The organism is Leptolyngbya sp. Cla-17, from assembly GCF_016807185.1.
Taxonomy (GTDB): domain Bacteria; phylum Cyanobacteriota; class Cyanobacteriia; order Leptolyngbyales; family Leptolyngbyaceae; genus ULC077BIN1.
In genome coordinates, this window is sequence record NZ_JAEVYN010000005.1 from 62,702 (window position 1) to 78,262 (window position 15,561).

Sequence of the window (15,561 nt, forward strand, 5' to 3'; positions counted from 1 at the left end):
CAATCTATGTATCAAAATAGGGCGGGCGCGACGAGTTTTGATACAGTTGTAGCATTGCAAGTTTCTCGCTGCCATGTTGATTGGGTACGAACGGGTTTCAACAGATGATCAAAATTTGGCGTTACAACATGACGCGCTGCAAACGGCGGGGTGTGACAAACAGGACTTACGCAAGAGTCATTTGAACAGATGGATGCTTGAGTTGGGCAATCAAGTAATCTGAGAGCATTCCCTCCCTGCTTAATCTGATAAACCGTTCTACTGGTCTGATAAGCGATCGCTTTGAGGCGACTCCAAACGAGCAAGGCACAGGCAATATGATTGCGCTGAATCCGCGCTTTGCGGCATTGACACGCTTCCACGCCAGTCAACTGCTTGAGTTCGCGGTGAAACTCCTCAATCTTTCAACGGATGCCACACTCATCTTGTACCGCATCCGTAGAAGATTGAGTTAAGTCGTTTGTGACGACAAACTCTGTCATCCTGCTTTATCTGCTGGTATTTCGCGTTAACGTACTGTTGCAATCACAGTTCTGAGATTTGCAGGGCACGGGCAATTCCTGCTAACGACAACTTTTCTAGAAGCAATCGGTCAATGATGCCTTTAGTTTCCTCGCCAATCATCCGCCATTGCGGATTTTCAACAAATTGCCGTCCACAATCTCGACATTTATGATTTTGCTTCTGATGTCGGGTTCGACCGTTTCTCATCACAGAGTTAGACAACAGCTTGGACAGACAGGCAGAGCGGTAGACATGAAAACAAATAACGTTAGAATCACAGCACCGTCATTCTCTCATCCTTTCCTCTTTACCATTACCCTTGGTTCTTTGGGGTGGAAAGTTCTTCTGCCACCAAAACCGATTTTGCTCACTCAAAGGAAATGCACCCAGATAAAGAGGTGTTTGATTCCTGATTGCTGGAGAATACGATTTTAGATAAAAGTTATCCGCTGTTGGATCCATAAATTGAGGATCACCAATGATGGCTTTGTTACCCTTGAATGAATAGATCGTTGCCCAATCGTTCGGCAACCAACCCGCCTCGATCGAAGAGCGGGCATTGTCAGGAGAATGGATCAAATTCTGAAACACCTGAATATTTTTCTGTTGAAATACCTGATGAATATTGGAATTACTTTCTAAATAGCGATCGCTGTATCCAATTTGGAAGCCCACATTCTGACTCACAATATTTCTGGAAATTTCAACGGATCTTAAGTTGTTGGAAAAGAGATACAAACCTCCAGTAATCCAATAAAATTCTTCACCAGGATTCGGTTTTCCATAACCGTTATGATAAATAGTGTTGTGATAAATTTTGATATTTTCGCGTAAACCGTCTTCACCCCATCGTCCAAATAATATTCCAGTGCCCCAATTGTCATAAAGTAAATTGTGATGAACTCGAATATTTCTAGCAGAAATTCCGCTTTCTACAGACAAAACGAAGCCCGCCCCCTGGCAATCATGTACAACGTTTTGGAAAACTTCAACATCCTCTAAAACACCAAACCAACTATCAACATAAAGTCCTTGGCGTTTGACATGGTGCACGTAATTGTGATGAACCTGACCATGCTGACTCGCCTCCTTCACATCAATTCCCTCTTTTTGGCTATCCTGGACTTGGTTATAAGCCACCTCAAAGTGTTCTACAGTGCCTAAAGAAATGGCTTCATGGGGAGCTTCTCCGGTTTCAGCACCGACATAACCCAGTTTGAGGTTATTTGCATTAATCACAGTATTCGCCAGAATTTTGATGTGATGAGACACTGATCCTTGACTTCCCCAAACACCAATTCCAGAAGAAAAAGAATTTTCAGTTTGGTTGTTCTTTAATGTGATGTGGTGACTATTTCTAATAGTGAAGCCTGAATTGTGGGAATTTTTAATGCTAAGATTCTTCACCGTAATATAACTAACATTTTCTAATTGAAATGCACCCTGGTCGTGAGGAAAGGGAGGGGTTTCAGACTTTAGAATGTTAATTTGATCGGCATTAATCACAACAGCTTCATTGGGATAGGCTGCATACGTAATTGGATGGGCCTGAGTACCCGAATGATGAACCTGAATTTGTTGAGCAATTGGATAGATCCCCCCCCGAATATAAACGGTTTGTCCAGTCGTTAAAACTGCAGCCGCATGATGAATGGTTGCCCAGGGTCGAGTGAATGAGCCATCGTAGGTATCGTTTCCATTGGTAGCAACATAAAAGGTTGGTTGACTGGTTTTGGCAAGGCTATTCTCCGGATTCAACCCATGGATGCTTAGGATCAATAGAACGGGAACGATCGCAAATCTAATGAACCGAAAGACTGACCATTTCATAACAGATTATGAATCGAGGGGGGTTACGCTACTTTAACCGAATTTTTTGCCCCGAATTTGTTCTTGAGTCCAGCTTTTCCCGTTCATAAAACGGCTATGAAACTTCTAATCACTGGCGCAAGTGGGTTTCTGGGGTGGCATTTAACAGAGCTTGCTGCGTCAACCTGGGATGTGTACGGCACCTGGTGATCGCGACTATGACATCCTTATCCCATGCTTTTGTGGCAGTATCACAGCAGCCACAACGGAGGCATGCAACCGATGTTCCCTCACCACAAGCCGCACCGGGGGAATCTCGACCTGCTGCACCCAATATGGGTCTAGGTCTTTGCCCTGCAACACCTCTCCACAGTTGATGTAGCGTTGCGGATCTCAGGGGGTGACAGTGAAGACGAAAGCAAAGCTGGGAAGTAGAAATGAAGCACACGAATAAACGAAAATAGAGCGAGGTCTTTGAATTCGCTCTACCACATCAAAATATGTTGCCGCCATTTCACCAGGCTTGCCTATCGGCATAACTCTCTCAAATTCAATTGATGACACTGACCATGTTAATCACGTTGTTGCAGAGTGAACGCCAAGTATCACTTGAGCGGTTAGCGACCCTGTTTGCTCAACCGATCCAATTTGAGAGTCGTCGTCGGAACTTGCAACGGTTTTTGATGCTGCCGCAGTTGAGTGCTAAAGCGCTGTGGTTTCCCATCCTCAAGTATTGGCTCAAGGGGCACTTTAATCCTCATATGTCACTCTAGTTAAAGTAAAATCCAGGCAAAACGCTGAAAGACTTTCACCGACCGCTGTCTGATATCCCTCTTGAATCACTTTCGGAAAAGCAAATTTAATCAAAAATGCTGAAGATTCTATACGGCTTGAGTCTTAGCATACGCAGCTTATTTCCGATATTTCAAAACATTTGACAATGAAGCGTATATACCAGACAGCAGTCGGTGAAAGACTTTCAGCGTTTTGCCTGGATTTTACTTTAACTAGAGTGACATATGAGGGATATAGCAGTACGCTGTTGTCTTAGGACACATTCTTAAGCTAGGTTTGTTTTATTTCAGGCTCGAAATGGAGAAAATGTCCTGACGCGCTTTGGTATTGCTATATCCCTCATTAATCACTCTAAGCAGATGAAAAGATAAGTTGGAGGTTTAGCTGATGCACCCGTGGACAGATAAACTGATTCATCTTCTGCGTCAGTTGCTCAAACCCTAACTGAAGGGAAGCAATGGGAAAAACCGTCAACCAGTGTTTAAGCCAATTGAAGCAAACTAAAGGTTGAATAACTAAACGCAAGTTGTTGAGTAAGTTCTTCCAACCGCTCTGGTTATTCCACCACGGGTGCTGCGAAAACCGCTGATGGGCCAGTGGACAGGAGTCGTTGAATGGGTCGGCAAACAAACTGACCATCAAAAACGTACTCATGACCAACTCCCACCACTTCTCAATCTGCTCATAGCGGGTCATACGAAAGTCTGCCCACCCGAGTGCATCTTTGGCTTGTTTGAGACCATACTCAATCCAGGTTCTAAAGCCATAACTGTCACCAATATCTTTGAGTTTGATTGCCGGGGCACAGACCATGACATAGGACGTTGAGTTGTCCGGTAACGTGTCAGGGTCAGTGGTCAACAGCCAGTACTGCTTGCGGTGGCTTTTGCCGTAAATCACCTCAGCCATGTGACGGGTTTCTGTCGTGCCATTACTAAAGGTGCGCTTGAAGGTCTGCCAAGGCTCCTGGTACACCTCCTGGTCTTGCGGTAGCCACAAAGCATGGTTGCTGCGAATCGCCAGGATGTAAGGTAGGTTTAATTCATCTAGCACATCGACAAAGTTGACTTTACTTTCGCCATACAAGCTATCGGCGAGCACCAGTTCAAACTCAAATCCTAGTGCTTGTAATTGTCGAATCATGGTTGCCGCAATTTGCGGTTTACTTTGATACTCTTCTCCCTCTTTGAGTCGTTCTCTGGGTTTATACACCTCAAAACTCAATGGCACAATCATGCCATCGACTAAGCCGTAGGCAGTGACAGCGACAATGCCATTTTCCTTCTTACCGACGTTGCCGATGTATTGCCGTTTGACGTAATCAGTGCTTTTTCCCTTCTTACAATCTCCAGTTTCATCAATCAGTAATATCAATGACCGACCGTTGAGTACCTTGAGGGTCAACTCCAATCGCTTCTGGCGTAACTGTTGCACCTGCCAAGGAGACTCGGTAAGGAAGTGATGTAAGTTTTGCTGATTGTTTAAGCCTACTGCTTTGGCAATGGCAGGTAAGGATTTGCGTTTAATCTCGCTAATCATCCCCAGATGCAGAAGCTTAAAGGCTTCATAGCTGCGCACTTCTGGGAATAAGTCCTCATACAATTGGCAGTATTCATCCACAAAATGTATCGTCGGGCGGGCGGCTCTAGATGCTGGCATGGCAATTGAATCTGGACAAACGTACCTCTATAATAGATAGTCTCTAGTCAGAGTGATTTAAGAGGGTTATATACGCTTCATTGTCAAATGTTTTGAAATATCGGAAATAAGCTGCATATGCTAAGACTCAAGCTGTATAGAAGCTTCAGCATTTTTTATTAAATTTGCTTTTCCAAAAGTGATTCAAGAGGGATATATGCGAAGCGGTAGAGCGTTCTTGGTGGGAATATTGGCTGTGCTGGTGCTAGCCGTTTGGCAAGTTGGAGCGACGCTACCACCTGTCCACATTCTGCCCTTGGGGGATTCGATTACCCAAGGTGGGCGGACGGACCGTGAAGAGTATACCTACCGCTTACCATTACAGCGCCTATTAGTCGAGGCAGGTGTGCCCTTTGTGTTCATTGGGTCTATGACTACGGGGCTACAGCCAGAGGCTACGTGGCCAGCAGTGGCTCCTGGCGTACAGTTTGATCGCCATCATGAAGGACACTATGGCTGGAAAACGGCTGCTGTGCGGGATCAGTTGGCGACTTGGCTGCAATCCTATGCTCGCCCGGATATCGTGCTGATTCATCTTGGGACTAATGACCAGGATGCTGCCAACAGCGCTGCTAACGCGGTCGAGGCAAAGGCACTTTTTACCCACGCAATCGTGGAACCGTTGGCAGACATGATCGGCATCCTGCGCAGGCGGAATCCCAGGGTTGTGATCTTGGTAGGGCATTTAAATTTCGATAGCGACACTGCAAGGCAAATTCGTTTGTTGGTCGAGTCTATGGCGAGCAGGCTTTCAACACCAGCTTCACCGATCGTGACTGTGCCTCATTATCTTGGATTTATAGCGGCACCTGGCCCTGGAAGTGACACCTTCGACTGGGCCCATCCTAATCCTCAGGGGCAGCAGAAAATGGCTCTAGCCTGGTTCAAGGCGATGAAGCCTTATTTACCCCTGAGTTCAACTCAAGCCCCAAAGGAGCAATAGCTGTGCAGTTCACCCCATCATCACAGTGCATTTAGCGATTATCGGCGTTGCATAATGAAGGGATGAATTAGGGTTAATTTTGATGCAATGTCCAGGCTACCAATCCACTCATATCCGTAAGAACGGGAAGAGAAGGGGTAAGCAAAATTAGGCGTTGCTGAATGGGATATGAATCAAATTAGCGTTGGAATGGAACGGAATTTTAGGTGGTGGAGTAGCAAACGGATGGTAGTGCGTTAAACGATGGTGGCGTTGAGCCGCCGTTGTCTTCAATCGACTATGCTGCCAAATCCAGTTGAAGTACCTCACCACTAAACGAGCCGTCACTTTGGTTTGCTCCCATAGTTCCACCAGCCAACGGTGAATCACTGGTGAAATCATCATACAGCGGTTCTTGCTTGAGTCAGCCACAATTTGCCAGTCTAAGAGGCAACCAATGCAATATCAAAATTGTCGCCTATGCCAGCCGCCTTATCTGTCGATTTACGTCAACGAATTATGGCAGCGTATGACAAAGAAGGGTCACAGCGGCAACTGGCAGAGCGCTTTAAGGTGAGTTTATCCTTCATCAGAGATCTGAGACGACACCATCGTGAAACGGGCACCGTGCAACCCAAGCCCCACGGGGGAGGAGCAGTTGCCAAGTTAGGGAAAGAACAGTTGCCCATCGTTGAAGCGTTGGTTACGGCCCAACCGGATGCCCTGCTCGAAGAGTTGTGTGAGCGCTTTGCAAGGGCAACCGGGGTGGAGGTGAGTGTATCGACCATGCAACGAACTGTCTGTAAGCTCAAGTTAAGCGTCAAAAAAAACACTGATTGCCTCTGAACAAGACACGCAACGAGTCAAAGATTTACGATTTGCTCATCGGATGTGGAGTTTCACGATAGACCCGCGTAACTTGGTCTTCATTGATGAGACTGGCATCCATCTGGGCATGACTCGGCTCTATGGTCGCGCCCCAATCGGTGAACGCTTGTACGACAGTGAAACTCCTGGCGATCAAGGAAAGAATATCTCGTTAATCGGAGGGATGAGTATCGATGGTTTGATTGCCACGATGAGCCTTGTCGGCAGCGTCAATACTGAGGTGTTCTTGTTCTACATCCAGGAGATTTTGATTCCTCAACTGTGGATAGGAGCGATTATTGTCATGGATAACTTACCTGTTCATCATGCCGTAGTGGTGCGAGAGGCAATTGAAGCGGTGGGGGCAAAAGTTGTATTTTTGCCCCCTTATTCACCAGATCTTTCACCCATTGAATTGTGTTGGTCAAAACTGAAGCAACTTTTGCGCTCGGCTAAGGCTCGAACCTGTGAAGCACTCGACCAAGCCTTGAGCAAAATTATCAATGACTGTATTTCCGCTGATGACGCGCTCGGTTGGTTCGCTCACTGTGGCTTATTTATCTGAAAATCGCTGTAAGTTTGCCCTATGGGGCTGAAAACGCTCAAAATACGCCTAAAAGCGTGACTAATTGCCTCTCCGCAATTAATCAACTCTCCCTAGCGCCTAGTGGGTCATGCTTTTTGCCAACCCCCATTCCGGATAATCAATGTTATCAGGAATAGAAGGGACGGTGAGATCAGGATGTAGCACCACAAGGTCGTCAGAAGCTGCTCACTAATCCCGACCCACCCAAGACGATCGCGGTCTAAGTGAGAAACAGGGCGTTTTCTGAACCATCTCCTGATCCTATGATTATCGGTAGTGCATCGAGCAATCCTGGGGTCGCTCAAATTTACTGGGAGAAATATCTGCACCCCCGGCGACAATCCTTCGCTGTTATTATCGAACGGGCAAAGACAAGAAATGAAACTCCAACAGACTTAGATTCAGGCTTGGTTTTTGACACGATAAGCGGCATCATGCTCTATGCCTTGATCTTCCCGCCTATAGAATTTTGGACAACCTATGTCCGTCGTGCCCTGAGTTTGCTGCTTAGATGAGTTTTGACGTGATTAGCTTTGAACGCTCGCAGACAACCTAGATGTGCTGTCCACACACATAACTTAAAGCCGCTCAACGGCTGTAATTGAGCGGCAAACGATCGCCTTCAGCTTAAATAAATATTACGCTTCTGTCCGCTCCAATGCTTTGTTAGCCATCTCCTGCGCTCGGGGTGGGAGAGAACCACTCAGGCCGATGCTCGAACTCCGGAACTTCGACGAAGAAGTCATTGGCAATCACCAAGACGCTATCGTCGAGGCACAACATGACCGGGACCTCCCTGCGCGACGGCTCGCGCGAAATGTGGGTCCGCGCTGCCATGAGCCCGAGCTCTTCTTTCACGGCGTTGAACAAGGTATGCGGGAAGTACCCTAAGCTGTACGGCGCTCGGTGCTGAGTACGGCTACCTAGATACTGCTCAAGAACGGCGGGGGTGACACCGGGAAGCTGGCGCTTGATAACGGCATCGAAAAGCGCCGCGCGGTCAACCTCAGAGTTGCAGAAAATCTCAGCATTGTCCTCGAACTCCCAGAGCTTCGGATGCTCCCCGAAAAACTTGAGGTTGGTGGCAGAGCGATAGCCCGTGAGTTCACAGCGGAGTGGCCGTACTGCCTCGATAACCAGGTCTCGATCCGCCTCGTCTCCACAATTGAAGCCCCAGGCAGCGCCAGAAGCACGAGCGGCGATGTATTGCGGATGCTCCCACCATGGATACACGCTTACGACGATGCGTGCTGAGGCCTCAGTGTCGGCGCAGCACAAGCGAAAGTCGGCGTGGCGAATCTCGCCGTCGATGTGCGTGAAGCGGTGCATGACGTCGCGATAGTTGTGCCGCATCAACAGGTGCCCTCCTCTCTGAGTCTAGCTAACGCTCCCAATCACCCGCCGTAGATAACCTCTAACTCCCAACCAATACCCCCTTGGCGGTCGGTGTGCATTGGGAGCGTTAGCCTGCGGGAACTTTATATATTCTACTCATCTAATAGAGAAGACTGATGGAGAAGAAACTCACGAATTGCAAGACCTTCTGTTAAGCCGATCGCTCGTGAGTAAGCTTGCTGGGCTTCAGATTTGCACCCTAGGTGCTTAAGTAAATCAGCCTTCAGCGCCCAATAGGGTTGGTAGTTCTTCACAGTTTCGGTCGGCAATTCATCAAGCCGCACTAACCCCTGGTTTAATCCTTTGGCTTTGGCGATCGCCGCCGCATGACTCACTAATGCACCGAGCGTGGGTGAAAGCTGAATCAATCCTTCATATAATAATGCTAGTGCTTCCCAATTAACCTGTTGAGTAACGGCACGTTGGGCGTGGATAGATTGAATGGCCGCTTCAAGCTGAAATCGTCCTAGTTGCTTAAATGTAGACGCTTGAGCGAGTTCGCGTTCTGCTTCATCGATCATCGGCTGTGACCAAAGCCGCGTATCTTGCTGCAATAAGGGGATGTAAGCACCATTTATAGTGCGACGAGCATCGCGTCGGGCTTCGCAATAAAGCATTAGGGCAAGTAATCCGCGTGCTTCCGGTGCTTGAGGCATTAACTGAATGCACAAACGGACTAACCAGATCGCTTCCTCAGCTAATCCTTGATGCCGAGAATCGCCGCCGTCTATAGTTTCCCAAGCATTGGTATAGGCAGCGTAAATCGCTTCTAACACAGCAGCTAGTCGAGTCGGCAATTCCTCTGCTTCTGGCAATTCAAAAGCAATACCCGCATCCCGAATTTTTGCCTTTGCCCTAACCAAGCGTTGGCTCATGGTAGCAGGTGCAACCAGAAACGCAGAAGCAATCTGTGCCGCATTCAGACCGAACACCGTTTGCAACATCAACGAGGTGTGAATTGTGGCATCAATGGCTGGGTGAGCACAAATGAAGAATAATTTCAGGCGATCATCGGGAATGTTCGTCCCATCAAAAGACGGTTCTGTTTGCGATTCCAGTTCGTTCAGTTTGAAGGTGTTGAGGATTTTATCCTGAACTTGCGATCGCCGTGATGCGTCAATCAGTCGGTGTCTCGCCGTTACCAGCAGCCACGCTTCAGGATTTTTGGGAACTCCGGTCTCCGTCCAAGTTTTTAAGGCAGTCAGGAACGCATCGCCGAGGGCATCTTCGGCGGCCGCCACATCCCTTGTTTGTGCTGCCAGATAAGCAACCAACCTGCCATAGGAGTTGCGGGCAGCCAATTCTGCCGCTCGACGTGCATCCATCTGTGTTTAACCTCTCGGTGCTGTCTGTTGCCAAGCGGGTAACTGCTCAATCCGACTATACCAAGTGCGAATATGAGGATAGTCTTCCAGGGGGAATCGCCCAGGCACCGCATACGTTAAGTCACTGGCAACCGAAAAGTCAGCCAACGTCAACGTGGCATTGACTAAGAATTCACGCTCTGCCAGATGATGATTCAGGGCGATCGCTTCGGTATGAAAGCGTTCAATTGCCTGTTGCACGACTTGCAGATCAGGTTCTCCCAGTTGCAAGAGAGGCTTGACGAAGTTCTCGTACTGCAAGGGCTGACATACCTGATACCAGTGGGCAAGTTGCCAACTTTGCCAGCGCATGATGTCCGCTCGAATCTGCGGAACTTCTGGCCAAAGAGTATTGGGCACCTGACTTGCCAAATATTGCATAATGGCGGTGGACTCCCACAGGATAAACTCGCCATCTTGCAAGACCGGAGTGCGACCCGTTGGATTTAATCGCACAAACTCTGGGGTGCGTTGTTCGCCTTTCTGCAAATCCACCAATCGCAGTTCAAGCGGTAGCCCTAGATGAATCGCAACGGCATGAACTTTACGAGTGTTCGGAGAGGGGGGAAAGTAGTACAGTTTCATCAAATAATCTCCTATTCCTGGTTCATGGGTAGCAAAGGACGCACTTCAACGGCGCAATTACTCGCGGCAGGGCAGCGGGCAGCCCAATCTAGAGCAGCATCTAGATCTGGGACATCAATGATAAAAAAGCCACCCAGTTGCTCTTTGGTATCAGCATAGGGACCATCTTGAACATTCCGCTGTCCGTTTTGTAGACGGATAGTTGTGCCTGTATGACTGGGATGGAGTGCTGCGCCACCTGCCATCACTCCCGCTTCAGCAAGAGCTTGCGAGTAGGCGTTATATGCAGGCATGTGCGTTTCACGGTTAGTAAAGTCTTGCTCGGTCTCGTAAACCAGAATGGCGTATTTCATCAGAGCTTGTCCTTTTGAGGTTTGATGAAAGCACAGAAGCTTTCTCTGCTTCCTGCCTCTATGACGAACAAGAGTCTGACATTTCGACAGGGATTAGTATTTATTTTGAGCAATTTTAAAGTAGGCTGGTGGGCTGGCAATTCTATCAAACCAATAATCACCCATCCGACCAATATCGATTACTTGAGCAGGCTAACCGTTCCTGCTGAGCGGCTGCAAGTAGCCTTTGCAACACGACCAAGATCTCGCAAAAGTCCGCTCCAGCAGGTTTGTTAGCTTGCTAGAAGAGCTATAGTTGCACTTTCATTTGAGAAAGATCAACCTCCTCTGATTTGATCGCCCGAATATACCGGAATTTCCATATTTCAGTATTTTCAATTATTTTAAAACCTGCTAGTTTAAGTCCTCTAACAAACCCTTGGAGATCTTTAAAGTGCGATGTTACCTCATAAATCCAGAGTTGCCCATCAAGTTTAAGTGTACGAGCTGCTTCTCGGATGTAATCAGTGGTATTCAAACCCATAAGTGACAGATTGAACATGGCAACATCCAGACAATTATCTTCTAAAGGCACACGAGCCACATCGCACTCAATGACTGAATTATTGATTGCAATGAAATCAAAGCTATGAACCGTATGCCTGCCAACAAGGGCTTTAGCTATCAGCGCTTCCCCACAACCAAAATCAGCCACAACTAGATCAGATCGCTTCTGAAGCCACTTGATAGCCTCCTCGTAAGGAATAACTGTCCAGGTCTTCCGAGCCTCTTGATAGAGCGTATGATATTGCATCCACTCTTCTGGATTACCTTGTAAACGTTCATAGGTAGTATGACTATAACTGCTATTCCAACGAGCATTCATACGGCTGAAGTCACCGTATTGAACATTTCGTCGTTGGCTATCTATAGGATCAGCATCTGGAAGTGGAACAAAAATTCTAGGACGAATAATTGATTTCTGTTCACCTATTTTCAACCGTTCTAGCCACTTCCGCAGATCTCGAAATGCTTGAGATTCAGTACGTAGTTGACCTTCAGGCATTACACCATCAACCGCAGCGTCGGCAACTGTCTGTTTGTTTTGTAGCCTAGCTAAACGCCCCTCATCCCAACTCCAATGTTCTCCATCATCCAAACCATAAGTTACTGGCATTAGGATTGTGAGGGTATCGTGGACTTGCCCCTGTCGATTCAATCGTCCTTCTAGTTGCTCTAGTTCAGCACTTGTCCAAGGTGGAATATTGAGGATGAGGCGATCGCAAACTCGTTGAAAGCCATCAACACCAGTAGCCATAGCACTACTGGCAATTAGAACGTCCACAGAGCCGTCAATGAAGGTGTTACGACCACTTTTGTCTCCTCCTATGTGAAAACCAACAGTCCAGCCCTCTGCCTCGATTGCCTCTTTTAGCTGATCGATGATGCCCTCAACATAGTGGGTATAAACAATAGTTTTAGGACGGATCTCCTTGAGAATGGCTGGAATCCTAGCATGGGTAAGGATCTGCTCCATTTTTAGGATAGACGTGCCTTCTTCCCGAATTTTATCAACTAAATGAGTGCAATCAACTGGAATTCTTACTTTATTGATGTCGATTTCAGGTTTGACTTTAGAACGAATTCCCAGCGTTACAAACGCCTGATGTAGACGCATGCAGTTGTTAAGCGTAGCCTTTTCACCTAAATCAGAATGCTCTCTACCTGTCACCAATTCAACTAAGCTCTTCCCTTCTTTTAAGTTATTAATCACAGGAGTTGCACTCATGCCAAGCACATGAAGATTAGGATTCTTCTCTGCTGCGTTGGTAATCAGAGCAAGAACCATCCGCCGCCGTTTAGATGGATCATCACCACGTTGCTTGCAGCGATGAATCTCATCCACAATGATGAAGTCAATTTGATATCGCTCTAGTAGTTGCCTAATGTGAGCAGGCGTTGAGGGTTGTTGGAACATCTCGTGATTTAGAAGGACGTAATGATGCCCCTCTTCAATATCTATCCAATGAGGATTAAAGTTCTTGATTGTAACTCGGCTATCTGGAAAAACATGTTTGATTTCCCCATGCCAGTTTTGCACTGTATCCAATGGACAGATGATGATTGTGAGATGAGCATTAATGATGCGACTGCTCAGAATACCACCAATCGTTTTACCTGTTCCTGTTAATGAAAGGTTTAACATTCGCTGCTGGCTACGTAAGTGAACCGCAGCCAATTTTTGCATTAAGTTTGGAGGTGTGACTTTGCCATCAACTCGGAATGCCCAGCCTGATGGAATGGTCATATCTCGCGCTTGGTTATATTCGTCAAGAAATTGATCTCTTACTTGACGACCGTAGCCTTCATCCGTAAAAGCTTCAATCGCTTCAACGGCAGATTCATCCTTAAAAACTTCTGCCCAGATCCGATTGCGTCTAGAAGCAATAAAGAAGTCAATTGCTTCTTGATCAGCCGAAGCAACAATTTTGCTGCTCAAAAACTCCAGACTTTTCCGTACCTTGACTTTTGGTAGCTCATTAAGCTCATTAAGTTGCTCTTGAGAGTCATTGGTTGTTTCAAAGGTTTGAGATGCTTCAGATATGCTCAGTGATGGAATACTATCAACAATCTGTAATTCAGTGTCAGCTTTAAGAACATCAACTGAATTAACTTCAGTCTCAGATACTTTGGCTTCCTTACCTTGAATTACATCTCGAAGTTTCTGTCCTCTTAGCTTGCCTCGAATAATATCTTTAACAAGCTTGAGTCCTTCGATATTTTTCGTATCTAAGACACCCGATTGTTCAAAGATTTTATACAACTCAGCCTGAGTCAAATTGGGAATGTGAGATTCTAAACTGGCAACAAACTGACGAATAGCCTCTATATTCCAGCCAAAACAGCGAGCACAGCCATTATTGCCTAAGTTCCACGATCCCTTAGTGATGCTGCCTATTCTAGTTTTCCACTCGTATCCGTCATGCGGACACTTAAACCATGCCTCTTGCTGAGAACCTCTAGTGAACTTTTCGGGATATATGCTTAATTCATTGTTCTTTTGATAATCCCAGTACTGAGCCACATAGTCAGGATAAGCAGCAATCAATGAAGTGCTTTCTATTGCAACAAATCCTCTACAAGCAGGACAGCCGCTATTACCTTTCTTCCAGGATGATTTGATTTGGGATAGAGGAGCTACCCATTGGTGACCATCAGTAGGGCACTTAAAGAATGCCTCTTTGCGCGATCCAATAGTCATTTTCGTTGGATCGAGTCCTAATTCATTATTAGCTTCATAGAACCAATACTTAGCGACTTCTTCAGGAAACTCAACTACTATTGAATCTCTACGTTGCCATTCACCCTGCTTACGTTCAGCAGTACCATTACAAACCCGGCAACCAGCATTTCCCTTTGACCACTGCTGATTCACTGTTGTTGTGATACGTGCTTCCCACTCATTGCCATCATGAGGACATTTGAACCATACCTTCCTATTGCTTGCAAGAGTCAGTTTTGCTGCGTCTAAGTTAGATTGGTTATTTTTTTCGTAATCCCAGTATAGTCTGGTAAGTTCCGGATAAACTCCTGTAAGAGTAGGTTGCTTTTCAGCCTTCTTCTTTTTGCCCGCACATGCTGGACATCCACTAGTTCCATTTCTATCCCAGCTCTGCCTTACTATTTCAGAAGGCTTTTTCTTCCAAGAATATCCATCAATAGGACACCTGAACCATATATCTTGCTGTGTAGTTCCGGCAGGAACATCTTCAGGCTTGAGGTCTCCATTTCTCTCGCAATCCCATAATTCTGCAACTCGCTCTGGATAAAGGGCGGCTAAGCTTCTTGAATAAAGTTCTTGCTTGGCACTTTCTCTTTTTTCTTCTTCAGCCGATGCCTCTGCTTCCTCACACTCTTTTAAATACTCATGAAATGCAGGATTGATATTAAGGATTTGTCTAACTCGCTCTCTACTAATTCCATATTGATCACCTATTTGCTGCCTGTTAAGTCCTTGCTTATAAAGTTCCAGAAACTGATTACTTTTCTCAAGTTTTGCTTGTTTTGATTTACTTAGTTTAGGTAACTCTTTTCTTCCTTCACTATCTAATTCAGGTAAACGACTCGATTGGTCGTCCTTTTGTTCTTGCCAAGATTCACAAACAGCCTGACCTAAGCTTGTAAGAAAAACTTGATTATCTTCTAGTTTAATAAGTCCCCTATCTTGAAGATTGAGCACTGTGTCTTTAACAGAACTAAACTGTTTAACTGGTTGAGGAGATAGATATAGGGCTCTAAGAATCAGCGTCTGGTTCTTGCCAAATCCTTTTGTGCCTTCCTGGATCTTCTCTGCATTATCCATAGCTGAACCTGAACAATTAAAGGTGCCTATGTACTAGTTTTAGGCTTCACACATCAGTTTGCCCTTCTACTACTCAAAATTCACCAAACTTTAAAGCTTTCAGGCAATTCAGGCAGCCGATTTCACATTTCTTGCCAATTTCCTCGGAAGCTTATCCTAAAAACAGCATTGGAGTAGCTTGATACTGCTTTCAACAGATAACGCTGAGGCTACTACCCTACAAATAAATCAGCAGGCTAACTGTTAATAGGCTGAATTTTTCCGCCTAAGATCCCATAGAGGATGGATAGGCAGAATGATTCGGTATAACACCCCAAATTACTACTTATACGGAATTGCGG

General features: G+C 46.2%; 12 protein-coding genes and 5 pseudogenes. 6 read left to right on the forward strand and 11 right to left on the reverse strand.

Translation table 11 applies throughout. The features are described 5' to 3' along the window. Window positions 1–73: 73 nt before the first annotated feature. A pseudogene (locus JOY44_RS31915) lies at window positions 74–160 on the forward strand (recombinase family protein); the annotation flags it as partial. 6 nt (window positions 161–166) lie between these two features. Here the strand turns inward: JOY44_RS31915 and JOY44_RS28510 are convergent. The 4 genes and pseudogenes from JOY44_RS28510 to JOY44_RS31920 all read right to left on the reverse strand — a co-directional run. Further along, window positions 167–479, reverse strand: a pseudogene (locus tag JOY44_RS28510) (IS701 family transposase); the annotation flags it as partial. A gap of 46 nt (window positions 480–525) precedes the next feature. Beyond that, a complete protein-coding gene (locus JOY44_RS28515) occupies window positions 526–714 on the reverse strand; it encodes a transposase-like zinc-binding domain-containing protein (protein WP_415881147.1) in 189 nt (62 codons plus the stop codon). A gap of 75 nt (window positions 715–789) precedes the next feature. After that, the gene (locus JOY44_RS28520; RefSeq protein ID WP_203032209.1) at window positions 790–2,262 is read right to left on the reverse strand and encodes a right-handed parallel beta-helix repeat-containing protein; all 1,473 of its coding nucleotides are present in this window, start codon (window positions 2,260–2,262) and stop codon (window positions 790–792) included. A 232-nt stretch (window positions 2,263–2,494) separates the two neighbouring features. Continuing rightward, a pseudogene (locus tag JOY44_RS31920) lies at window positions 2,495–2,703 on the reverse strand (IS66 family transposase zinc-finger binding domain-containing protein); the annotation flags it as partial. A gap of 167 nt (window positions 2,704–2,870) precedes the next feature. Between JOY44_RS31920 and JOY44_RS28525 the strand changes: the two are divergent. After that, window positions 2,871–3,065, forward strand: a pseudogene (locus tag JOY44_RS28525) (hypothetical protein); the annotation flags it as partial. Window positions 3,066–3,459: 394 nt separating this feature from the next. Here the strand turns inward: JOY44_RS28525 and JOY44_RS28530 are convergent. Next, window positions 3,460–4,767, reverse strand: coding sequence for an IS701 family transposase (locus tag JOY44_RS28530; RefSeq protein ID WP_171573592.1), 1,308 nt, complete (start codon window positions 4,765–4,767; stop codon window positions 3,460–3,462). Between the two features lie 196 nt (window positions 4,768–4,963). Here JOY44_RS28530 and JOY44_RS28535 point away from each other — a divergent pair, with 196 nt between their 5' ends. Then, window positions 4,964–5,749 (forward strand): GDSL-type esterase/lipase family protein, encoded by a 786-nt coding sequence (locus JOY44_RS28535; RefSeq protein ID WP_171576805.1) that lies wholly within the window; start codon window positions 4,964–4,966, stop codon window positions 5,747–5,749. 147 nt (window positions 5,750–5,896) lie between these two features. Here the strand turns inward: JOY44_RS28535 and JOY44_RS28540 are convergent, their stop codons facing one another. After that, the gene (locus JOY44_RS28540) at window positions 5,897–6,133 is read right to left on the reverse strand and encodes a hypothetical protein (protein WP_171576806.1); all 237 of its coding nucleotides are present in this window, start codon (window positions 6,131–6,133) and stop codon (window positions 5,897–5,899) included. A 75-nt stretch (window positions 6,134–6,208) separates the two neighbouring features. Between JOY44_RS28540 and JOY44_RS28545 the strand changes: the two genes are divergently transcribed. From JOY44_RS28545 to JOY44_RS28555, 3 genes and pseudogenes are all read left to right on the forward strand, one after another. Then, on the forward strand, window positions 6,209–6,574 hold the full coding sequence (locus tag JOY44_RS28545; protein ID WP_171576807.1) for a helix-turn-helix domain-containing protein: 366 nt from the start codon (window positions 6,209–6,211) through the stop codon (window positions 6,572–6,574). A 43-nt stretch (window positions 6,575–6,617) separates the two neighbouring features. Beyond that, window positions 6,618–7,160, forward strand: coding sequence for an IS630 family transposase (locus JOY44_RS28550; protein ID WP_203032211.1), 543 nt, complete (start codon window positions 6,618–6,620; stop codon window positions 7,158–7,160). 284 nt (window positions 7,161–7,444) lie between these two features. Continuing rightward, window positions 7,445–7,696: pseudogene (locus JOY44_RS28555) on the forward strand (TetR-like C-terminal domain-containing protein); the annotation flags it as partial. Between the two features lie 151 nt (window positions 7,697–7,847). On the opposite strand, the gene JOY44_RS28560 reads toward JOY44_RS28555, so the two are convergent. The 5 genes from JOY44_RS28560 to JOY44_RS28580 all read right to left on the reverse strand — a co-directional run bounded on the left by JOY44_RS28560 (window position 7,848) and on the right by JOY44_RS28580 (window position 15,220). Continuing rightward, window positions 7,848–8,537 carry a hypothetical protein gene (locus JOY44_RS28560; protein ID WP_203032212.1) on the reverse strand — a complete coding sequence of 230 codons (690 nt, stop codon included), beginning with the start codon at window positions 8,535–8,537 and terminating at the stop codon, window positions 7,848–7,850. Between the two features lie 131 nt (window positions 8,538–8,668). Continuing rightward, the gene (locus JOY44_RS28565) at window positions 8,669–9,901 is read right to left on the reverse strand and encodes an RNA polymerase sigma factor (protein ID WP_171576811.1); all 1,233 of its coding nucleotides are present in this window, start codon (window positions 9,899–9,901) and stop codon (window positions 8,669–8,671) included. A 6-nt stretch (window positions 9,902–9,907) separates the two neighbouring features. Continuing rightward, window positions 9,908–10,525 carry a glutathione S-transferase family protein gene (locus tag JOY44_RS28570; RefSeq protein ID WP_171576812.1) on the reverse strand — a complete coding sequence of 206 codons (618 nt, stop codon included), beginning with the start codon at window positions 10,523–10,525 and terminating at the stop codon, window positions 9,908–9,910. Window positions 10,526–10,536: 11 nt separating this feature from the next. Further along, the gene (locus tag JOY44_RS28575) at window positions 10,537–10,878 is read right to left on the reverse strand and encodes a YciI family protein (RefSeq protein WP_171576813.1); all 342 of its coding nucleotides are present in this window, start codon (window positions 10,876–10,878) and stop codon (window positions 10,537–10,539) included. A gap of 289 nt (window positions 10,879–11,167) precedes the next feature. Further along, window positions 11,168–15,220 carry a zinc-ribbon domain-containing protein gene (locus JOY44_RS28580; RefSeq protein WP_171576815.1) on the reverse strand — a complete coding sequence of 1,351 codons (4,053 nt, stop codon included), beginning with the start codon at window positions 15,218–15,220 and terminating at the stop codon, window positions 11,168–11,170. Window positions 15,221–15,561: the final 341 nt, after the last annotated feature.